At 45.1% G+C, this 22,301-nt stretch carries 21 protein-coding genes; 9 read left to right on the top strand and 12 right to left on the bottom strand.

What is annotated here, in order from left to right; genetic code table 11:
* Positions 1-29 precede the first annotated feature (29 nt).
* Positions 30-1,562, bottom strand: coding sequence for a DNA recombination protein RmuC (gene rmuC, locus HLM86_RS18085; RefSeq protein ID WP_170883472.1), 1,533 nt, complete (start codon positions 1,560-1,562; stop codon positions 30-32).
* Between the two features lie 167 nt (positions 1,563-1,729).
* Between rmuC and HLM86_RS18090 the strand changes: the two genes are divergently transcribed.
* A complete protein-coding gene (locus HLM86_RS18090; RefSeq protein WP_170883471.1) occupies positions 1,730-2,644 on the top strand; it encodes a DMT family transporter in 915 nt (304 codons plus the stop codon).
* On the opposite strand, the gene HLM86_RS18095 is transcribed toward HLM86_RS18090, so the two are convergent.
* Complete coding sequence (locus HLM86_RS18095) at positions 2,641-3,465, bottom strand: HDOD domain-containing protein (RefSeq protein WP_170883470.1); 825 nt, start codon at positions 3,463-3,465, stop codon at positions 2,641-2,643. The genes HLM86_RS18090 and HLM86_RS18095 overlap by 4 nt on opposite strands.
* Positions 3,466-3,677: 212 nt before the next feature.
* On the opposite strand from HLM86_RS18095, the gene HLM86_RS18100 reads away from it, so the two are divergent.
* From HLM86_RS18100 to HLM86_RS18110, 3 genes are all read left to right on the top strand, one after another.
* A complete protein-coding gene (locus HLM86_RS18100; protein ID WP_076590227.1) occupies positions 3,678-4,424 on the top strand; it encodes a winged helix-turn-helix domain-containing protein in 747 nt (248 codons plus the stop codon).
* A complete protein-coding gene (locus HLM86_RS18105; protein WP_076590226.1) occupies positions 4,421-4,894 on the top strand; it encodes a hypothetical protein in 474 nt (157 codons plus the stop codon). The genes HLM86_RS18100 and HLM86_RS18105 overlap by 4 nt, the downstream gene beginning before the upstream one ends.
* Before the next feature lie 333 nt (positions 4,895-5,227).
* Positions 5,228-6,709, top strand: coding sequence for an aerolysin family beta-barrel pore-forming toxin (locus tag HLM86_RS18110; RefSeq protein ID WP_076590225.1), 1,482 nt, complete (start codon positions 5,228-5,230; stop codon positions 6,707-6,709).
* A gap of 67 nt (positions 6,710-6,776) precedes the next feature.
* On the opposite strand, the gene HLM86_RS18115 is transcribed toward HLM86_RS18110, so the two are convergent.
* The 3 genes from HLM86_RS18115 to ftnA form a co-directional block, all read right to left on the bottom strand.
* Positions 6,777-7,970 (bottom strand): BaiN/RdsA family NAD(P)/FAD-dependent oxidoreductase, encoded by a 1,194-nt coding sequence (locus tag HLM86_RS18115; protein ID WP_170883469.1) that lies wholly within the window; start codon positions 7,968-7,970, stop codon positions 6,777-6,779.
* Between the two features lie 105 nt (positions 7,971-8,075).
* Positions 8,076-8,399, bottom strand: coding sequence for a universal stress protein UspB (uspB, locus tag HLM86_RS18120; RefSeq protein ID WP_076590223.1), 324 nt, complete (start codon positions 8,397-8,399; stop codon positions 8,076-8,078).
* Between the two features lie 73 nt (positions 8,400-8,472).
* Positions 8,473-9,000, bottom strand: a complete 528-nt coding sequence (gene ftnA / locus HLM86_RS18125; RefSeq protein WP_076590222.1) for a non-heme ferritin — start codon at positions 8,998-9,000, stop codon at positions 8,473-8,475.
* A 155-nt stretch (positions 9,001-9,155) separates the two neighbouring features.
* Here ftnA and uspA point away from each other — a divergent pair, with 155 nt between their 5' ends.
* Positions 9,156-9,581, top strand: coding sequence for a universal stress protein UspA (gene uspA, locus HLM86_RS18130; protein WP_076590221.1), 426 nt, complete (start codon positions 9,156-9,158; stop codon positions 9,579-9,581).
* Between the two features lie 55 nt (positions 9,582-9,636).
* Positions 9,637-10,518 (top strand): carboxylate/amino acid/amine transporter, encoded by an 882-nt coding sequence (locus tag HLM86_RS18135; protein WP_170883468.1) that lies wholly within the window; start codon positions 9,637-9,639, stop codon positions 10,516-10,518.
* A 68-nt stretch (positions 10,519-10,586) separates the two neighbouring features.
* On the opposite strand, the gene HLM86_RS18140 is transcribed toward HLM86_RS18135, so the two are convergent.
* From HLM86_RS18140 to HLM86_RS18150, 3 genes are all read right to left on the bottom strand, one after another.
* Complete coding sequence (locus tag HLM86_RS18140) at positions 10,587-11,120, bottom strand: hypothetical protein (RefSeq protein WP_170883467.1); 534 nt, start codon at positions 11,118-11,120, stop codon at positions 10,587-10,589.
* Between the two features lie 97 nt (positions 11,121-11,217).
* Positions 11,218-11,997, bottom strand: coding sequence for a class I SAM-dependent methyltransferase (locus tag HLM86_RS18145; protein WP_076590218.1), 780 nt, complete (start codon positions 11,995-11,997; stop codon positions 11,218-11,220).
* 50 nt (positions 11,998-12,047) lie between these two features.
* Positions 12,048-15,194 carry an EAL domain-containing protein gene (locus HLM86_RS18150; protein WP_076590217.1) on the bottom strand — a complete coding sequence of 1,049 codons (3,147 nt, stop codon included), beginning with the start codon at positions 15,192-15,194 and terminating at the stop codon, positions 12,048-12,050.
* Positions 15,195-15,288: 94 nt separating this feature from the next.
* On the opposite strand from HLM86_RS18150, the gene asnC reads away from it, so the two are divergent.
* Positions 15,289-15,753, top strand: coding sequence for a transcriptional regulator AsnC (gene asnC / locus HLM86_RS18155; protein ID WP_076590216.1), 465 nt, complete (start codon positions 15,289-15,291; stop codon positions 15,751-15,753).
* Between the two features lie 32 nt (positions 15,754-15,785).
* On the opposite strand, the gene tsrA is transcribed toward asnC, so the two are convergent.
* Together tsrA and HLM86_RS18165 are read right to left on the bottom strand one after the other, a co-directional pair.
* The gene (gene tsrA / locus HLM86_RS18160) at positions 15,786-16,070 is read right to left on the bottom strand and encodes an H-NS-like global regulator TsrA (RefSeq protein ID WP_076590215.1); all 285 of its coding nucleotides are present in this window, start codon (positions 16,068-16,070) and stop codon (positions 15,786-15,788) included.
* A gap of 84 nt (positions 16,071-16,154) precedes the next feature.
* Entirely contained in the window at positions 16,155-17,348 is a 1,194-nt protein-coding gene (locus HLM86_RS18165; RefSeq protein ID WP_076590214.1) for a multidrug effflux MFS transporter, read from the bottom strand.
* Between the two features lie 108 nt (positions 17,349-17,456).
* Here HLM86_RS18165 and HLM86_RS18170 point away from each other — a divergent pair, with 108 nt between their 5' ends.
* Entirely contained in the window at positions 17,457-18,398 is a 942-nt protein-coding gene (locus tag HLM86_RS18170) for a LysR family transcriptional regulator (RefSeq protein WP_076590213.1), read from the top strand.
* An 88-nt stretch (positions 18,399-18,486) separates the two neighbouring features.
* Entirely contained in the window at positions 18,487-20,283 is a 1,797-nt protein-coding gene (locus HLM86_RS18175; RefSeq protein ID WP_170883466.1) for an aminopeptidase P family protein, read from the top strand.
* 130 nt (positions 20,284-20,413) lie between these two features.
* Here the strand turns inward: HLM86_RS18175 and thiH are convergent, their stop codons facing one another.
* Both thiH and HLM86_RS18185 read right to left on the bottom strand, forming a co-directional pair.
* On the bottom strand, positions 20,414-21,526 hold the full coding sequence (gene thiH, locus HLM86_RS18180; RefSeq protein ID WP_076590211.1) for a 2-iminoacetate synthase ThiH: 1,113 nt from the start codon (positions 21,524-21,526) through the stop codon (positions 20,414-20,416).
* Positions 21,523-22,299, bottom strand: a complete 777-nt coding sequence (locus tag HLM86_RS18185; RefSeq protein ID WP_170883465.1) for a thiazole synthase — start codon at positions 22,297-22,299, stop codon at positions 21,523-21,525. Before HLM86_RS18185 ends, thiH begins: the two co-directional genes overlap by 4 nt.
* Between the last annotated feature and the right edge of the window lie 2 nt (positions 22,300-22,301).

The raw sequence follows: 22,301 nt of genomic DNA on the forward strand, positions 1-22,301 counted from the left end.
TATTAAAGCCGACCTGCGCGTTAAGGACGTCAGTTTACTTTATCCTCAGCCGGATGTCTTTGCGCTAAGGAATCATTTTCTGGGAGGCCGTCATAGTGTGCCAAATCGGTCACACTCGTGGAGATTGGCCGTTTCACTTCAACGCCAAGATCTTTAAAGCTCTCCGCCTGACGAATCATATTACCTCGCCCAGTCGCCAACTTATTCATCGCCCCCTGATAGCTCTGATTGGCTTTATCAAGGGCACCACCTAAGCCAGCCATATCATCGACAAACAGGCGTAACTTGTCATACAGCTTACTTGCGCGCTCAGCAATAAGAGTGGCGTTCTGGCTTTGACGCTCATTACGCCATAAATTATCAATGGTTCTCAGCGCCACGAGTAACGTCGTTGGGCTGACCAAAATAATATTTTGCTCCATAGCATCTTTGACTAACGATGGGTCCGCTTGAATCGCGACCTGAAAGGCAGGTTCAACAGGAATAAACATCAACACATAGTCCAGACTTGAAATGCCATTGAGCTGATGATAGTCCTTCTGAGACAGTGACTTTATATGTGTCCTTACCGAAAGTAAGTGATCATTTAATGCTTTATCTCGCTGGTTGTCCGTTTCAGCGTTGAAGTAACGCTCGTAAGCCACCAAGGCCATCTTTGAGTCCACCACCACCTGCCTCTCTTGTGGTAAATGGACGATAACATCAGGTTGATACCGCTTACCCGCTTCATTTTGTAAACTCACCTGCGTCTGGTATTCATGACCTTCACGCAACCCTGAGTCGGCCAGAACGCGAGCTAAAACGACTTCTCCCCAACTGCCTTGCTGTTTATTGTCTCCTTTCAACGCTTGAGTCAGATTGACCGCTTCTCTGGTCATTTTTTCATTTAGCTGCTGAAGGCTTTTCAATTCGTGCGCAAGTGTATGTCGTTCTTTTGCTTCTTGGTTAAAGCTATCACTCACATGCTTTTTAAATCCTTCGAGTTGCTCTTTGAGCGGCGAAAGTAACCCCTCTAAGCTCTGGCGATTCTGTTGATCCACCTTGGCCGTTTTTACGTCAAACAGTTGATTCGCCATATGCTCAAACTGTTGTTTGAGCCGCTCTTCGGCTTGTTCAAGCAACTGAAGTTTTTCGTGATTGGATTTATTTTCCTGATCATGTCGTGCTTCCTGCTCTCGAAGCTGCGCTTCCAGCTGTGCTCTTTGTTCCTTAGTGTCATTGAGTTCCCGTGCATAATGCTGACGCTCTTCCTTGACGGCTTCAAAATATCGCAGCTTTTCCAATACCGCCATCAGCTTGCCATGAGATTGCTTTAGCTCGTGCGCCGCTTTGTCCCGATCAGTATCCAGTTGCTCAAGTTCGTTTTGAGCTTGCATCAATTCAGCTTGTAATTGATGAATCTGATTCGCCGAGAGCTGTTGACTTGATTCAAGTTGCTGTTTTAACAAGCGATGTTCAAAGCGCATTTTTTGTGAAACCCACCAGCCCACACCAGAACCACTGGCTACAGCACCAACAATGAGAGTAATAATTGAAACAAAATTCTCTAGAATCCATTGCATAATAACGGTTTAACTCTTTTTCAGATGCTATTTACAATGGTATTTTACCACTGGATAAATGTCCAGTTTACTGATTGATCAGGCTACCGCTAGACTAGGCCATCGCCTTTTTAGGCCCACTTCAACATCCACTCATTGAACGAGTTGGCTAGCATTAAAGGATTATCATGAACGAGCGTCGTGCCTTAGGGTTTGGTCTGTGTGCTGTCTTACTGTGGTCGACTGTAGCCACCGCATTTAAGCTCACTTTGGCCGAATTCACACCGATTCAAATGCTCACCACAACCAGTATAGTGTCAGCCTGTGCACTGACCGCTATCTGCGCTGCGCAAGGGAAATTATCGTCCGTTCTTAGTACTTTCCTTGCAAACCCAATGTATTACTTGCTCTTAGGGCTCATTAACCCTTTAGCCTACTACCTCGTGTTGTTCCAAGCTTACGATCTGTTGCCCGCCTCTCAGGCTCAGTCCATTAATTACAGTTGGGCGATCACACTCACTCTAATGGCGGCGGTCTTCCTAGGACAAAAAATCCGTCAGCGGGACTGGGTAGCATGTTCGTTCAGCTATGCTGGCGTTGTAGTAATAGCCACAAAGGGTGATGTATTGGGGCTTAATTTTGAAAGCCCGTTGGGCGTAGGTTTAGCGCTGTTGTCCACACTTCTTTGGTCAAGCTACTGGATCTTGAATGCCAAAAATAAAGCCGACCCCATTGTTGCTGTGTTACTAGGTTTTCTTGTCTCGATACCCTTTGCCGTTGGCCTGAGTCTTTACGAAGGGGCACACTGGGGGCAAATTTCATTGCAAGGGTGGTTGGCCGTTTCCTACGTGGGTTTATTCGAGATGGGTGTCACGTTTGTGCTCTGGCTGAGTGCTCTAAAGCTAACAAAAAATACGGCTCGCATTAGTAATCTAATTTTTGTTTCCCCCTTTGTTTCTTTACTCTTGTTAGCCAACATCATAGATGAGCAAATACACCCGACCACATTATTTGGTCTCATATTGATCATCACGGGATTAGCACTTCAACAAGTCACTATCAGAAAAAAAGACCGATATAAATCACTACGCAAGAACCATTAGAACAATTGCTGCGCCATCTCGCGCCCCTGACCCCGAACTTGTGCGACCTGGCAGGCAAGTTCTGAGGACACGCACAGCGCCCCTGCTGCTTTATTGCTACTTAAATAGCCTTGCTGTTCCGCCTCCCCTTTTAAGTCATCCCAATTCTGGTCGAGATCGCGTGCGAGAAACAGCACACAAGCGAGCGCTTTCGATTCCAACGCTTTTGCAGGATGATTCACATTGGCAATCGCATCCACCAACTGGTCTGGAAACTTCCAGCTTTCGGCCAATGCCGCCCCGAGTTGCTGCGCATCCGTCCCAAGCACTTGCCTTTGCGCTTCAACCGCATTGCGCCCCGACGCGACATGTTGACTGATTTCCAACGCTTTTTCCGGTTCAAGTGAATGAATCATCAATTCACCAATATTATGCAAAACGCCAGCGATAAAAGCTTCATTAGGGTCGACCTTAACATCCTTAGCCACCACACTAGCAATAGTGGCAACTTCAAATGTCCTGACCCAATAATCATTGACGTCCAAGGTGTCTAATTTAGGAAAGGTGGCAGCAAGAATAGAAGACGAAATCAGATTTCGAATCGCCCCTATACCGACTCTGACAATTGCTTCATTAATGGTCGCCACTCCTTTTACCCCTCCAAATTGCGCGGAGTTGGCCATTCTCAACACTCGAGCTAGTAGCACTTGATCCATTGCCATTTTCTTTGCTAATTCACCAAAATCGATTTGATCTCTATTCACCATCTCAAGCAATTCCTGAAGAAGGCTTTTGATGCGCGGCAATTCATTGATCCTTGAACTCAGTGCTTGATAGCTCATTGCTCACCTCTAAAATTTGCTGTGTTTTTATTTACTATAGGACAAAAAAACCTTACTCCCTGATAGCTCAATCTATTTACTGAGAAAGATATCAAAAAAGATCCATCTGTTATTAATTGGACAAAAAATATTCATGATACTGCACAATCTAAGTAGTATATTGATTCCATCAATATTTTTTGGACCACTACGAATGAGTAGAAGCGGGCTTTATGATTACCTTTGACCCTGTTGTGAATAGACTCTCCGGCGAAAAACGAGACTTAAAAATTGGCTATCGTGAAGTGCGTGTTTTAGAAATACTGATAACCTCTTCACCTGATGTCGTTAAGAAACACGACATCATTCAATACGCTTGGGGTAATGAGTATATAGGGGATACGTCTCTGGCGAAGAGCATCAGCTTATTACGTCAGGCCATCACTAAACTGGGAAGCAAAGAATCTCCGATTATTACGGTGCCTAAAATCGGTTATCGGCTCGCCTCCAACTGCATTCTCCTTTCTAGGCCTGATCAAGTTTCCGCCGACCATCCGCCTCAAACGGCGACATCCGGCGGTCCAATCAAACAAGTCACCCATTTACCTAAAGATTACAAAAACCATCTTTGCTACGTCCTTAGTATTACCTTGCTTTTTGCCGCAAGTATATTGGGGTTAAGTAAAATGCATGGCTGGCGATGGGAAGACATTCCTCACGATCAATTGCTGTCTGAACAGACCATCGGACAATTGCAGGTTATTACTTCTCCCAACACTCAACTGAGCTTACCGCTTAGGCAATTACTTTCAACACATCAGTGTGACTGTGTGGTGTACATTGAGAACAATAGTAACTTTGGTGAACTGGCTTGGTTAGACAAAAAGCGCCAGCAATCTATCAATGTCTTTTACACATCAGGCCAACTGAGCAAAGCCTCTCAAGAAATTGAGCGTTTTATGGAAAAAGGACAACCATGATTCCTTACCTCGTCGTCGTTACATCAGCGCTCATTTTCCTCACGGTGTTAAGTCTCCCATGGTCAAATAAATTGGATAACAGCCGATACCAACACAGTGAAGTTCATATCCACTCAGACGATCATATTATGCGAACAAACGGACTCACCCGTATCAGTCAGGGCAACATCGTTCTTCTCGCCTCGCTTCAAGATGAAGAAATGGCGGAACCAATAGTGGTTCGTTTTCAAGGGCAGGCACAGTCTTACAATCTCTACCGCTTTTCGATTACAGGAAGAGTCAACTTACTTTCCGTTCAGCGACTAGAACACATAATGAATGACAAAGATATTTCACCCTTATTGCTGCTCAATGATGACCCGGTGAGCTTGGACATAGATATCCTTTACTCTTCTCATTCTTTTGTCATTATCCGAGACCAGCAATCCGGCCGCTCCCAACTCATCGCCAAACGCTCCATCCCCCAATAACGGTTTAAAACGCTAGACCAAGCTTACCCGAGAACACCGCTCATTATTCAGCATGCATAACTCAGGCTACCTTTCTGGGCGCAAACGTTAATCTAAAACACCTAAAACGCGCCGAACCAAGATCACACCTCGCAGATTTCATGACCATTACTTTTCACACAATTAACATAACAAATTATATAAACTATTGTTTTTTAAAGGAAATAAATTTCAATTCTTTTCAGTACAGCTCCCGATTGCACTGTGAAAAAGTAGTTTACTCGTAAGCCAAAGCGACAAACAGACACAACACAGCACTCAAAAACAAAGAATAAACAACAAGGGAAACGTCATATGTTTGAGGTAAAAAAAACGATTTTCTTCACCGCTATGCTCTCGGCTCTTTCCACAGGTGCACAAGCTAAAATCTATTCGGACCAACTGATTCTTGAGCAATTGGGGGAAGATATATGTCGTTCAGGTTATCGCCCGATTGATCGTTTTGAAGCGTCGCAGCAAAGAAACTATCTCATTAATCAAATGGGCCAATGGCAGATATCAGGACTCAAAGACAACTGGGTCATTATGGGTCCAGGATACGACGGACGAATCAAACAGGACACCGCCAATCATAGTACTTGGTGCTACCCCAACAACTCCACCTCTGAAATTCCTGATTATTCGCCTAAATCCATTTCAGAAGGCGATGAACTCAGTATTCAGTACGAGTTGGTCACTGACCAACAAGACTTTGTTCGGCCACTTAGCTATCTCGCACACTATTTAGGCTATGCTTGGATTGGTGGTAATCACGGTGAATATGTCGGTGAGGATATGGATATTCGTCGCGAAGGCAGTGCTTGGATCATTCAAGGCAACAATCATGGTTCTTGTGATGGCTATCGCTGCGACGAAAAAACGAAGATCACCGTCGATAACTTCGCTTACACGCTCAATAACAAAGATTTCTGGCATGGTGAGGTCACTGAATCCGATCGCGAATTGGTCAAAACAGTAACCGCAACCGCACGCAATCGAAACAATTTCGCACAACAAGTCGTGGTTGACCTGAAAGTGAATGAATCCACCAGCTGGTCTAAAACGAATAGCTATGGATTCGCCCAGAGAGTCTCAACCGAAAATACGTTTGAGTGGCCACTGGTTGGTAAAACCAAATTGACCCTTTCTCTCGAAGCAAATCAGAGTTTCTCCAACACCAACGGCGGCTCATCAAACGATCAAGTTACGCTGCAAGCGCGCCCTATGGTGCCTGCCAATTCTGAAATTCCTATTCGTGTCGAGTTGTATCGCTCCAGTATCTCTTATCCTTACCGTTTTGGAGCCGATATTAGCTATGACGTCGAATTTAACGGCTTTCTTCGCTGGGGTGGCAATGCATGGAACACCCACCCTGATAACCGACCTTACCGGGCTCACACTTTCACCATAGGTAGAGCCAGCAATAATGAGGCGAACATTCGCTCTCAATGGAACCACCGCTACATTCCCGGTGAAGTGAAATGGTGGGATTGGAGCTGGGCGATCAAGGAACATGGTTTATCCAACATGCAATACGCCACAGGTTCAAGCATGAGACCATTTTCTTCGTCTGTCTCTGGTGATTTTTATGCGCAATCTCAGTTTGCCGGCACAATTGAGGTAGGACAAGCCACCCCGATTGGCAGTACCTCGCAGAATCGTCGCGTGAAACGATCCAGCGCGCCGCTAATGACGAAAACCGTTGGTAACATTGAAGTAAGTACTAACTTTGATGCAGATGAGCTTCAGGCATTAGGATTCGGCAATGCCCAGTTGACGGTCACCACCGCGGACTAAGCAAAAACAATCAAGCGGAACAGCCTTACCTGTTCCGCTTTATCTTGCATTGATAACGCAGCACACGTTAAACCCACTGTCCCGCAGCATAACCACTCGACCAACACCATTGGAAATTGTAGCCGCCTAACCAACCGGTCACGTCCATAACCTCACCGATAAAATACAGCCCTTTGACGTCCTGACACTCCATGGTCTTTGAAGACAAATGTTTGGTATCTACACCACCCAGTGTCACTTCAGCGGTCCGGTAACCTTCAGTCCCATTGGGAACGATGCTCCAATGTTCCAGATCGTGGATGATGGCTTGCATCTCCTTTGCATTAAACTGTTTCAGGGGCAAGTCCGTTAGCACTTTTCGCTCAATAAACACTTCGACAAGACGCTTGGGCAGAACCTTAGCCAGAGTATTCTTTAAACTTTGATTGGGGTGCTTTTCCAGTGATTGCGTCAGTAGGGACTCTACGTCGACGTCTGGGACCAAATTAACATTAACAGGCTCACCTGGGTTCCAATAGGAGGAAATTTGTAGAACCGATGGCCCAGATAAACCTCGATGGGTAAATAAAAGTGCTTCTTTAAATAATTGGTCGCTCTGAGATTGAATCTCAACCGGAATGGCAACCCCAGAAAGCTCCGCAAAATCCTGTTTGTCCTCTTTATGTAAGGTAAAAGGCACCAAGCCCGCTGTTGTTGGTAACACCGACAACCCAAACTGTTCTGCGATCTTATAGCCAAAGGGTGTAGCCCCTAGTTTAGGCATCGACAATCCACCCGTCGCGACCACCAAAGACTGGCATTCAATGCTTCCCGACAGTGTATGAACGGTAAACCCTTCATCATTTTTTTCTATTTGGGATACGTCCTGACGATAGCGTTGCTCAATGGTTGGCAAATCACATTCAGCAAGCAGCATTTTGACGATGTCTTTCGCGTCACTTTCTTCAACGCAGAACAACTGACCATGATCTCGCTCTTCAAAAGCGATCCCATGTTTGTAAATCATTGAGATAAAGTCCCAACTGGTGTATTGAGCCAGCGCCGATTTAACAAAATGTGGATTGCGACAGAGGTAATGTTTAGCGGTGACATCATAATTGGTAAAATTGCATCGGCCTCCACCGGAAATAAGGATCTTCCTGCCTGGTTTTTTAGCATGATCTAGGACCAGTACTTTACGTCCACGTTTGCCCGCCTCAGACGCGCACATCAACCCAGCGGCACCTGCCCCTATGATGACGACATCATACTTTTCCGCCATAACCTTTTCTCAATTCAAAACCAATAAAAAAAGGATGTGCTACATGCACATCCTTGCCTTTCCGGCCCTATTCTAACGTTAAATTGATTCATTGCCAATTGGGCACTATAAGATCAACGCCGCTAACAAGGTCACAGCGAGTAAAGAGGAAGACAGGATAAACAGCTCCCTTACCCGCTCGCACTTTCCTGTAAATACTGTATCGTGATGGTGATGATATTCTCTACTTTTCAGGTAATGAAACAGCCTGACCTGCTTAGTAACATTGCCGTGAGTGGTAAAGAAACCGTTGCCATCTACTTGTTGATAAAGAAGAGGGTGAGCTTCACGCATAATGTAGATGAGGGAACGTAACGTTGTAAAGTACCTAGCCATATTGACGATAGTCACTAGCATCAGGGTAAACAAAATCGTATCGGCATTAATCATCTTTTCCTCCCTACATCTTCTATGAAAGCCGGGAGAAAAAGACGATCTCTTTCAGACAGTCTTACACTGAAGTTTATTCAGCAGGGGCGGCCATAATAGAAGATGAATCTTCCTTCGCTAAAGCAGCGAGATCTTTATCGATAAAAAATAGTGCTTTACCGTCTTCTCCCACCAATTCCAGCTTGTCTAGAATTCCTTTGAATAACTTCTCCTCTTCGTGCTGTTCAGCAACGTACCACTGTAAGAAGTTAAATGTTGAGTAATCCTGAGAGCTAAATGCGACGTGAGCCAATGTGTTGATTTTTTGTGTAATCATTTGCTCATGTTCGTAGGTTTCACGAAATACATCACCAAGGCTGTTAAACTCGTGTTTCGGTGCGTCAATCGACCCCAAAATAGGCATTGCTCCCGTTTCACTTACATAGGTAAAGAGACGCTGCATATGCTCCATTTCTTCCACGGCATGAACGCGTAAAAATTCAGCTGCACCTTCAAAACCTTTATCTTCACACCAAGCACTCATCTGTAAGTATAGATTGGATGAAAAAAATTCTAGATTAATTTGCTCATTCAGTTGATCAACCATTGCCTGTGAAAGCATATTTTACTCCTAACTAACTCGATAAACTTCAGTCGACTTTATTGTGCTATCACCATAACACTTTGGCGAGTGAATGTGGATCTGAGATCACTGCGGCAAAATTTTTATGATCATAGTGCTAACCTGTTACCAGTGACCAGAATGGAGATATCATTATGAGTTATCAGCATATTTTAGTTGCCGTCGATTTGTCTGAAGACAGTAAAGTCCTTGTCGACAAAGCGGCTGCGCTCGCCAAGCCTTTAGCGGCAGAGGTGTCTTTCATCCACATCGATGTCAACTACGCCGAGCTTTATACAGGCCTTATTGACATCAATTTGGCCGAAACCCAACATCAAGCAATTGAAACATCTCAAAAACAATTACAGAGTTTTGCTGAACATGCCAATTACCCTATCAAGCATACGTTGGTGGGCAGCGGCGATCTTGGCAACGAGCTCTGCGATACGATCAAAGAATTTAATGTGGATTTAGTCGTCTGTGGGCATCATCAAGATTTTTGGAGTAAGCTTTTGTCTTCAACTCGGCAATTGATTAATTGCTCTCCGGTCGACATGTTGGTCGTGCCACTTAAAGACTGACCCTCAATTCATTTTCGTATAAACTGCGGCCAATTTTCGATGATGAGTATTAATTATGGGTTATCTATCGGCAGTGACCTTGTTGTGGTCGTTCTCATTCAGCCTGATTGGCGTGTATCTCGCAGGACAAGTTGACTCTTGGTTCTCGGTACTCATGCGCGTTGCTTTAGCTAGCGCAGTTTTTGTGCCATTTCTAAAATTCAAGGGCGTGAGTAAGTCTCTGATCACCAAGCTGATGGCCATCGGTGGAATTCAGCTAGGCTTGATGTATTGTTTCTATTACCAATCATTTCTTTTACTTTCAGTGCCCGAAGTCCTTCTATTTACTGTCTTCACTCCCATCTATGTCACGCTGATCTATGACTTGCTCAATGGTCGCTTTTCGCCCTGGTATTTGGTGACCGCCGCCATTGCCGTGGTGGGTGCAGTCGTCATCAAATTTGCTGGAATCAATCAAAACTTTTTATTCGGTTTTCTCGTGGTACAAGGCGCAAATATCTGTTTCGCCCTCGGCCAAGTGGGGTATAAGTACCTCATCGAGCATGAAGACATTAATCTGCCTCAACATTCAATTTTTGGCTATTTTTACCTTGGTGCTCTGTGCGTTGCTGTCGTCGCGTTTACTCTGTTAGGCAGTGTCGATAAGATGCCCACCACATCTGTCCAATGGGGCGTACTTATTTATCTTGGTTTGTTTGCGTCGGGGTTGGGCTATTTTGGTTGGAACAAAGGGGCAACGTTGGCGAACTCTGGTGCGTTGGCTGTAATGAATAACGCTTTAGTACCCGCAGGCCTGATCGTGAATATTTTAATCTGGAACCGCGATACGGATCTGGTCCGTCTTGGTATTGGCGGTGCCATCATTATGTTGTCTTTGTGGGTCAATGAGACATGGGTTAAGCAAAAAATAGCGTCAGGAGCAAGTTCCAGCCGTTAAGCTTACCTTTACTCAAGAGTCAATGGACAACTAACCACAACTAGGCGCGATCGTAGATAAACATTGCCTCAGTGTACTTTAGCCACTCTTGCTGTTGATTCTTGAGCTGGTAACCGTTCAAGAACACAGCTTTTGTTGAGTCGCGCTTTGATTTTCTGCTCTTTTTTTTGCAATTTTTTCTGCTTTCTCGCTAGTTTAAGCAGCTTTAACTGGCCTTTATACTGCTTCTTGAGGGCTTTTTGGGCTTTCCTGAACGCTTTCTTGTCAGACACATCCAAGTGCAGCCCCTCAGTTGACATCTCGGCGCCAACGTTGCTTTTCACCCGCTCCACGACACGTCCTACCTCTTGCAATCGATCCTTAGTGACGGCCTCGCGTCCTGATGCGGTTGTTGGCAGTGTTTCAGCCACGTGCAACTCTCTAACAGGAATAGATTGGCTTTCTTTGAGAGGTATTGTCGTGGGTTTACACAAAGACGCTTTCTTCGCCGAGGAACGTGCGCATGAACGACAGACAAAACTGGGGGCTGCGACCAATCGATGAATGTCATTCAGATCTTCTGCGATCTGGTGACGGTTCAACTTGCAAAGACGTTTAACCATGATACCCCAAGTAAGAATACGAATAATTCTTAGTATGATATACCTGTATGGCAAGGAATTGGCAAGGACTAAATAACACAACCTTTAGAGGACATCGCTAACCCATTGAAGCGTTGATATAAACATCAAAACGGTTTTTCTTGGTTTCTATTTCCATACTTGGTTTTTGCTCGTCGAGCCAACCCGCATGATCTGGACGTTTAACGACGACCCTTTTACTGGCCAAGACTAAGGCCGGCGACAATAAGTGATCGGCATCTAGATCTGCTCCGACTAAGGTCTGAAAGACACGCATCTCTTTTTTCACTAACGCGCGCTTCTTTTTTCCATCAGGATGGGGATACATGGGATCAAGGTAAACCACATCTGGCCGCGAAAAGTCTGGATCTTGAGATAATACATTCAATGCATCATGACTAGAAGCATGGACAAGGGATAATCTCTCTGTCACCCAAGCGCCAATTTCAGCATCCTGCTTCGCCCGTTCCAATCCATCGTCTAATAGTGCGGCAACAACTGGATGGCGTTCAACCATCCTCACAGAGCAACCCAGTGAGGCAAGCACAAAAGCATCTCGGCCCAGCCCTGCAGTGCCATCGACCACCGTTGGCGTCACGCCCTTGTTTAACCCTGCGGCTTTAGCAATAGCCTGTCCTTTACCGCCGCCGAATTTGCGGCGGTGTGCGACCGCACCTGCAACAAAATCCACAAAGATGGCACCAAGTTTTGGCTCATCAACTTTACGCAGTTCAAGTCGTGTCGGTGTAAGCACCAAAGCAAAAATGCTCTGAGCATCATGGGAAAGGTGCCACCGCAATGCTAACTCTTGTAATAGAGCCTCCCGACTTGGGTCTTCGCATACTAGCTGTAACTGCACAGCAGACTCCGTAGAATGATCAATATTGAGGCCGGCAAGTGTAATGGATTTTATTCATTGGCACTATGCCTGTTCGCAAGCAGCTCATTAACTAAGTTTGCCAATGGTTTGGGTTTACCCACCTCATAACCCTGAGCGTAATCCACACCTAGATCGACAAGTAAGTCAATAATACGCGCATTTTCAACGAACTCAGCCACTGTTTCCTTGCCCATCTGCTTAGCTAGGTCATTGATTGAACGAACCATAAGATGGTCCATATCGTTGACATCCATCTCCCGTACAAACAAGCCATCAATTTTTACAATATCTACTGGAAGTTTCTTCAGGTAACCAAAAGAAGAGAGGCCTGACCCAAAATCATCAAGCGCGATTTTGCAACCTAGCTTTTTAAATCGAGTGAATAACTCAATGGCCTGATTCATATTGCTCATCGCGGCCGTTTCAGTGATTTCGAGACAGATTTTTTCACATGGAACTTGGCTGTATTGAAGCTTATCCAGTAGGAAGGCGATGAACTCTTTGTTGCCTATGGAATGCCCAGACAAGTTAATCGAACACATACCCAAATTGTCGAGTGCAATCGGATTCTCAGCCAACCACGCTAGCGTCTGGGTCACAACCTGCTTGTCGATGAACTGAGCAATATTGTATCGCTCAGAAGCTGGCATAAAGATACCCGGTGATATGTATTGGCCTTCCGCATTTCTAATCCGGACCAATACTTCAAAATGCATTAATGTCTCTTCATCAGCCACTTTAAGAATCTGTTGTGCAAACAATTCAATTCTATCGTTAGCCAAAGCGTGATGAACTAAACTCACACATTCCATTTCTTGCTCACGACGACGTAAATCTTGATCGTCCTGACAATAAAGGCTGAAACGGTTTCTGCCTTCTTCCTTTGCGGCATGACAGGCGGTGTCTGCTTGAGCATGGACCATTTGTGGTGATCCCGCGGTGTGATCTATCAACCGAATTCCTATCGAACAAGTCAGATTAAGTTGAATGTCGTCCCAAATAAAGGGTTGCTCGCTTAATGTCATAATAATGGTATTGGCAACACTCTTTGCATCCCGTTCGGTACAGTCTTTTAACAAGACGGCAAATTCATCCCCTCCCATCCGAGCCAGTATTGCACTGTAAGGCAAGACCTCTTCCAGCATACTGGAGCAAAATTGAATGGCGGTATCGCCTGCCTCATGCCCTGCCGTATCATTGAGCACCTTTAACTGGTCTAGATCGAGATACAACATTGCGTGAGTACGCATGTTGCTTTCGACTTCTAGTAAGGCTTTTTCCAGCTCTAACTCAAACTGGTTGCGATTAAAGGTCCCGGTCAAAAGGTCAAAACGAGCCTGATATTCAAGCTGACTCGAAAGAAGCTTCATTTCAGTGATATCTTCTCCAACGATCAATAAGTGTCCAGATTCAACCAAAGGTCGAATATTCTCCCTTATCCATAAACAACGCCCGTCTGCATGTTGGTATTGTATTTCTCGTCGCCATACGCGTTTCATTGCCTGCTTTGGCTGAAGTAACACCTGTCTAGAGGTGATAATGGCGCCCGTCGCTAGATAAAACTCTTCCAAGCGATGACCAAGCAACTGATCAGAAGTGTACCCGAGTAGTTGCTCAGCAAATTGGTTGACCTGTTGAATACAGTTATGATCATCTAACGTGACCATCATAACGGGCTGTTGATCATAGTAATGACTGAGATTGGCCTCACGCTGATATAATTTACTTTCTGTGATTTTCCGCGACGTAATGTCTTTAGCTTCAAACAGATACTCAGCGCCCAGCCTCGTTTCTCGCATAGGTTTTAATGAAATCTCCAAAACCATTGATCCATGTTCACTATGCCAAATCTCGGCTTCAAATCGGGTAATAGTGGGATCATTGGCGCCCGTAAAGTATTGCTTAAGTTTTTGGGCCGCAGAGTCTTCCCAATGCTGATGCTGCCAGAGAGGCCTCTCAAGATTAAAGTCTTTGTGATAAAGCAGTTCCTGCAGTTTACGATTGCTTGAGATAGTTCGCGCATAACTATCCAGAAGCCCTATAAACTGGTAACTCTGGTCGAATACCATCTCTATTAGCATTTGACTTTCTTTGGCAAGCATTTCGCTCTTCTTTAATCTCCTGAGATAGTAGACTAGACCCAAAATAATTAAGGACAAGAACGCAACAAGGCTCGCGATTAATCTGAGCTCTTTGGCAAAGCGAACGGTAAATGGCAGCGGTTTGTTCAATAATGACGTAGCCTTTTCCCTCTCTATGCCAAGCCCCCAGCGAATCACCGCCTGATAGTCCAGTTTTATTTCAGACTGACCAACTTCAACCTCAGGCAGTACTTTCTCCTTGGCATTGAGTACCTTGAGCAGCTGACGCCCCGTCTGTTGGCCTTGAGCGCGGCCACTTTGTATCACACCGCCCACAGCACCAAAGCCTAATCCCATGTCGTGAACCATATAGATCGGCGCTTTAGACCACTGATTCAGTGCCTTCCATTGAGACTCATCTGACAGCACGCCTTCCTTATCTCTGAAGTAAAGCCAAAAAAGAACACTGCTTGTGATATCTAGGGATCTCGAAAACTCTATCAGTTTTTCATACGTTGCCGGCGTCCGCATTTCGATCAAATTACGATAGGACGGATTGGCATCTAAGAAATGGTTCACTTGCTTCCTAACCGCAGCCCCAGTGCTCGAATAGTCCGTGATGATGTGAATTTTTGTTGTTTGTGGTTGTATCCGTTGTATAAGAGCTAAACTTCTCTTTATATCAATATCTTCAGTGACGCCTGTCGCGTACAACTTTGAGTGCATCTCAGGAGAATAATCATTGATCCCACCAAAAATTACTGGTGTGTTGCCAACTTCTGATGACAATTTCTGGACCAGATCAAGGGCGTTATTGTCACTGACGACAATGGCAGAAAAATGTTCATGAGAAAGCTTGGTTTGATAGAGCTTGTGCAATTGCTGTAAATAAGCAGGATTTTGGAGACGTTTTGAATCTAAATACACCACTCTGGTTGAAATACCCTGATCACGCAGAACGTCATTCAAACCGAGCTGAAAAGAGTCGGTCCATGCAAAACCTTGATGATAGGAATGTAAGATCAGCACATCTTTATCCAAGGCATGTGACCATGTAGGGTAAAAAAACGCTAGAAGAAGCAAATAGAAACGCACTAAAATAAGTCTCAGATAAAATTATCGATTAGTTTAATACTATCACTACTGTCGATATTTTGAACTAGAGGCAGTTAGCCAGGCTGGAAATAACATGCAAGTCCCAAATATTAAACTTGATGATCTTGACCGTGCCATTCTTAAAACTCTCATGGAAGATGCGCGCAGACCATACGCTGAAATGGCCAAGCAGTTTAAGGTTAGCCCAGCAACCATTCACGTTCGTATAGAGAAAATGAAATCCGCTGAGATTATTCAGGGTACCGAAGTCATTGTTGATACCAAGAAGCTAGGTTATGACGTCTGCTGTTTTATTGGTATTAATCTCAATGCAGCGCGTGACTATCATTCCGCTTTGGAGAAGCTCAATGCGTTGGAAGAAGTCGTTGAAGCTTACTACACCACCGGTGCTTATAACATTTTTGTAAAGCTCATGTGCCGCTCAATAGAAGAGCTGCAATACGTACTCATAGATAAATTGCAAGCGATTGACGAGGTCCAATCTACCGAAACACTTATTTCTCTTCAAAACCCTATCAATCGCAGTGTAAATCCATAACAAAAAGGCTCATATTAAATGAGCCTTTTTGTTCAACGTGATTCTAGGTATTTCTTGAGTTCGTCTGCAGAGATACCAAGCTCAGCAATCGATTTAGCAATAGAGATCACTTCCTCGTCTTTACGATCATCGACGACTGTCTGAAACTGATAGATAATATCACGCAACATATGTAAAGAGACTTGCTTTGCGGCACTGCGGATACGCTCACCACTTTGATTCCCTAGCTCGTTCAGCAGCTTGCCAAACATTATTTTTTCCGGAGATTCTTCTAGTTGCTCCAGCACACGAGCCATTTCATAGGTTGTCATTGACATCGAGGTTAAACGTCCAGTTAATTAATAAGATTAGACATTAAATATACAACGTTTTGCCAATCGTTCAAAGCAATTCAAACGTTCTTAGGCGATTACCTCATGCCACTTCTTGCCCTTACGACTTAGTAATATCAAAAGCGCTGGTACAATAATAAACATCTGAACGGCGATCATCACCTGAGGTTCGAACCCAATGCGTTGCACACTGCCAACAACAAGACCGGAACCACTCATCTGAAATAGTCCAAGAAGCGCGGCAGCGGTTCCCGCTTTGTCGCCAAACGGAGCAAGGGCCTTACCGGCTGCCGCACCTAAAACCCAAGCAAAACCTAGAGAAGAAATAAAAATTGGCAACATAAACGCCAATGCCGTTTGATGAGCCGATAAAATCATCATCACGATTCCCGCCAGCCCCATAGCAGCGATACCGACCACCAAAGTAGTATGCGTTCCGAACTTATCCATAAACTTTGGAGCACTCATACACGCAGCAATGTTAAACAGCGCGTTAACACCAAACCAAAACGTAAACTCATCCATGGTTAAGCCCAAATTTTCCATCAATACCACAGGCGCAGAAGTCACGTATGCCAGTATGACCGCCATTGCAAGCATACAAAGAGAGGCATGGAAAACGAATGACGGCGTTTTAAGTACAGAAAGATAACGGTTAGGACGAAATACCGGTTCATTACTGTAAGCTGGATTGGTTTCTTTCATCCATAACGCCATAATAAATAGAGATAAAATGGCAAAGCCAGCCATGAATGAAAAGTTAGACCGCCAACCAAACTCTTGTGTTAACCAGTTTCCCAAAATAGGGGCGAGTGCCGGAATGAAACAGATTGCGCCATTTAAATAACTGATCATTTTCCCACTTTTATGCGGCCCGAAGATATCGCGAACGGTTGCAAACGCAGCTACGGATGTTGCACACGCTCCCAAGCCTTGTATCAATCGAGCAACCAACATCCATTCAATGTTCTTGGCTGTCCAGGCGAGTAACGCGCTCAGAGCATAAATACCGATCCCTCCAAGAGCCACCTTACGGCGACCAATTTTGTCTGCTAATGGACCCGCAAATAATTGACCGACCCCCATAGAAAACAAGAACCAAGTGATCGTGCCTTGAGCAAGAGCATGTTCCACGTGAAACGCCTTTGATATTTGTGGTAATGCTGGCAAATAAATATCGATGGCTAAGGGGCTAAAGAGAACGAGTAATGTCAGTAAGACCATTTGAGTTCTGCCATGCGTGTTCTGGGTAGCGGTGTTCATGGGAAATTTTAGACCAAGAATTAATGAAATTGGACACAGTCTAAGCTAGTCTAGATATGACATAAAATGATGTTCTATCATTACTGATATTCTACATGGGAATTTCTTTTGAACATAGAAAAGCTTGCCAGACTAGATTTAAAACTCTTAGTCTGTTTAAAGGTGTTAGCAGAAGAGCTCAACGTCACTCGAGCGGCTCGACGCCTTTGCCTAAGCCAATCAGCTGTGAGCAAAAACCTCGCAAAGCTGCGCACCCAATTTGATGATCCTCTTTTCACTCGCCACGCTTATGGCCTCAAAGCCACTCCCAAAACGTTGTTCATCAAACCTGAACTTGATAGTTTGCTTCACCACCTTGAAAAAATCACTCAGCCTGAGCAGTTCTTTCCTACTTCAAGTGATTACCGATTCCAAATCTCCGCTGTCGAAAGTGTCTATCCATTGATTCTTCCACACTTTTTACCGGAGATATTCAAACAAGCCCCTAGAGTCACTATTAGTACTCATTCGTGGACTGAACAAACATTCCACCAAATTCAACGTGGTGAAATTGACATCGGGATCACGGGAAAAGACATTGATATCAACGATGCGAAGCTCACTATGCTGCCACCAGCGGATATTTTTGAACAAGAAATTTACCGTGACAGTCAGATGTGCTTACTTCGTCATGATCACCCAGCATTAACGAATCATTGGAATTTGGAAGCTTATTTACAGCAAAGGCATGTCCAAGTGCGTTGTGATGGAAACGATCGATGGCTTCTTGATTATCGCCTAGCGGATTTGGGCAAGGAGAGGGATCTCGCGATTACAGTTCCTGATTTTAATAGTGCAGCCAGCTTATGTAGCTACACTGATTTCATCTTCACAGCACCAAGCCACTTTGTCAAACTCGCGTCGAATCAACTGGGATTAACAGTACTGCCACTTCCGATGGAATTCCCCCCAATGGCCTACACTCTTTTCTGGCATAAGGAACGTGAGTCTGACCCCGCCTTATCTTGGCTGCGTCGTATCATTAATGACAAGACAACGGCCCTCAGATGATTTGCAGCTTGTCGGCAAAAAGAGTAGCGTATTGCGACATCGTCCGCTTTTCGAAAGGACGCGCTAACAACTTATAAAGGACTAATCGATGCTCAAGACTACAGAACAACGCTTGGCAGCCATTCGACATTGGATGGCTCAATACGACATTGATGGCTTACTCATCCCGCACGAAGACGAGTTCCTCGGGGAATATGTACCTGCACATAACGAGCGCCTGCATTGGCTGACAGGTTTTACTGGCTCAGCCGGTGCTGCTGTGATCACTCAAGACAAGGCAGCGATGTTTGTCGATGGTCGCTACACCGTTCAGGTGACCAAAGAAGTACCAGCCGAGCTATTCGAGTATCGTCACTTAATCGAAGAACCCGCTTTGGAGTGGTTGAAAGGTCAGCTTTCTCAAGGCGGGACAATGGCAATAGATCCAAGAATGCACAATTCCGCTTGGCTATCGATGGCACAGTCAAAGCTTGCGGGCTCACTGGAACTAAAAATACTGGCGACTCACCCTATCGACGAGCTTTGGTATGACCGGCCTACTCCGGTCATGTCAGACGTACGTCTGATGACGACAGAAGCCGTCGGTCAATCTTGTGAATCTAAACGTAAAGAGATTGGCCCGTTAGTCGCACAATCAGGCGCTGATAGCGCAGTGATCACTGCTTTGGATTCAGTCTGCTGGCTACTCAACATTCGCGGTTTAGATGTATCCCGTCTTCCTGTATTGCTGTCTCATGTCATTCTCCATTCCGATTCCACTTTGGAGTATTTTTTCGATTCTACTCGCCTTCCCGAAGATTTTGAACAACACGTTGGTGAAGGCGTGAGTGTCCATCACCCAGAAACACTGCAAGCGCGCCTCGAGGCTTTGTCGGGCAAAAATGTCTTAGTGGACCCAGCGACAAGCAACGCATGGTTCACATTAGTTCTACAAAACAGCGGCGCCAATATTGTTAACGCTGCCGATCCTTGTCTTATGCCGAAGGCGGCAAAGAACACCACTGAGATTGCAGGCATGAAAGCCTGCCATATCCGAGATGGTGTAGCAATGACCAAATTCTTATGCTGGTTGGACGCAGAGGTTGTCGCGGGCAATTTGCATGATGAGGCGACGCTTTCAGATAAATTAGAAGCTTTCCGCAAGCAAGATCCGACTCTAATGGATTTGAGTTTTGACACAATTTCCGCTGCGGGCGGCAATGCTGCCATGTGCCATTACAACCACGAAAACCAGCCTACACCAGGTCAGCTTGAGCTCAATACTCTTTACTTGGTTGACTCAGGTGGCCAGTACTTGGATGGTACAACAGACATTACGCGAACTATTGCGATTGGTCAGCCAAGTGACGAAATGATTAAGCAGTTTACATTGGTATTGAAAGGCCATATTGGTGTTGCTCGTGCTCGTTTCCCGAAAGGGACACGCGGTTATCAAATTGATACATTAGCGCGCCAGCATTTGTGGGCAGAGGGCTTTGATTATGATCACGGTACTGGCCATGGTGTTGGGCATTTCCTAAATGTTCATGAGGGGCCTGCCAGCATATCCAAACGACAAATTGACGTACCATTAGTTAAGGGTATGGTGTTGTCCAATGAGCCTGGCTACTACCAAGCCGATGCATTCGGTATTCGCATCGAAAACTTAGAGTTGGTCGTCGAGAAAGAAACCAACGGTGACTTCTCGGTACTTTCATTTGAATCACTGACACGTTGTCCTATCGATAAACGAAATATCAGTGTAGAAAGACTCACTGCGACCGAGCTGACTTGGCTGAATGACTATCACCAAAAAGTTTGGAGTGATATTAGCCCATTGGTTGAAGGTGAGGTAAAACAATGGTTAGAAGACGCCACAGCCCCTCTCTATCGACATCAATCATAGATTAATCAACGCTTTACTCATGCCACGAATAAATAGGCTCATGAAAAAGCCCTAAAAATAAGGGCTTTTATTCATGAATCCTAAGTCTGTCAATCGTGTTTCACGTGAAACACTTCATTCACACCTTGAGTCAACCAGAATAGACTGAGTGCCAGTCTCGCCACATTGGGTCAAGACCTTGAGCTCGAATCATCGATTCTACCGAAGCCGCACTCCTATCATCACTGATCTCAAACTGTTCTAGCTCCCTGCTGTTCTTTGCGTATCCACCAGGTTGCGTTTTTGAGGCAGCGGACATCGATGTGACTCCCAGAGGTAGCACATTGTCTCTAAAACTTGCAGACTCACGAGTAGATAGCGAAAGATCAACTTCTGAATTCACTAGACGATATGCACAAATCAATTGTACTAAATCTCTATCAGTCATCACTGACTTTGGTTGCAGCTTGCCTTGGCAGGGTCTCAAGCGGGGAAATGAAATCGAATAACGTGTTTTCCAGTATGTTCGCTCCAGATACGCAAGGTGAGATGCCACATAAAAACAGTCCGTTCGCCAATCGTCCAAACCAATCAAAGCACCCAAGCCTATTTTATCGACACCGGCCTTTGCTAATCGATCTGGAGTTTCTAAACGATAAAAGAAATCCTTTTTCTTGCCACGCAAATGATGCTCTGCATAAGTCGATGGGTGGTAAGTTTCCTGATAAACCATTACAGCATCTAAACCTAGCCTTTTTAACTCCGCATAGTTTTCCTGATCTAATGGCTGAACTTCCATCGCAACGTAACTAAATTTTCGCTTAATAAGGGGTAACACTTCTCGGAAGTAAGCCATTCCAACTTTAGTTTCATGCTCGCCTGTCACCAGCAAAACGCTGTCAAATTTCATCCGTTTAATGGCATTGACTTCGGCCTCAAGTTCAACCGTGTTTAACGTCTTGCGCTTTATCTTATTTTCCATGGAAAAACCACAATAGGAGCATACGTTAGCGCATAGATTCGACAAGTACAGCGGAATGTAGAGGGAGACGGTGCTGCCAAACCGTTGCCGAGTTAACGAATACGACATCTGAGCCATTTGCTCCAAAAATGGCTTCGCCGCCGGAGAGATAAGGGCTTTAAAATCATCGAGATCTCTCACCGATTTGGAGAGGGCCCGTTGAACATCATCGGTATTTTTGCTGTAAATAGACATACCAACATCATCCCAATTCATTTCACGATAAGTGTCAACGAAACTCATACACTCCCCTTATCATCGAGAAATGAGGTCAGCGGACTGGTTGATATCGCATGAGGCACTTGGCCCGCCAGCCCAGCTTGATAGGCCAATCTACCTGACTCAACCGCCAATTTAAAAGCGCGAGCCATCGAGATAGGGTCAGTCGAGGCAGCAATAGCAGTGTTCACCAACACCGCATCCGCTCCAATTTCCATTGCCAAGGCCGCATGTGATGGTGCACCGATACCCGCATCGATAACAACAGGAATATTCGCCTGAGCAATAATAATTTTCAAAAAATCGATAGAAACGAGCCCTTTATTTGAACCAATGGGAGAGCCTAGTGGCATCACCGCTGCACACCCCACTTCTTCAAGCCTCTTACACAAGACAGGATCAGCATGGCAATAAGGCAGCACCACAAAGCCTTCATATACCAATTGCTCGGCCGCCTTTAGTGTTTCGATCGGATCAGGCATCAGGTATTTGGGATCGGGATGTATTTCCAATTTTACCCAATTGGTTTCCAGTGCTTCTCGAGCCAAGTTGGCGGCATATATTGCATCACGAGCATTCTTGGCCCCAGAGGTATTAGGTAAAAGATTCACACCTAGGTCAACGATGGGTTGAAGCATATCATCGCCTTGGGCGCCTAGATCCACTCGCTTTAAGGCCATAGTCGCAAGTTGAGAGCCCGAGACCTCAATGGCTTGAGCCATTTGCTGATTGTTCGAAAACTTCCCCGTCCCAGTAAATAAACGAGAATCAAACACTTTATCTGCTATTTTCAGCATGT

Source organism: Vibrio ostreicida, assembly GCF_013074385.2.
Classification (GTDB): Bacteria; Pseudomonadota; Gammaproteobacteria; order Enterobacterales; family Vibrionaceae; genus Vibrio; species Vibrio ostreicida.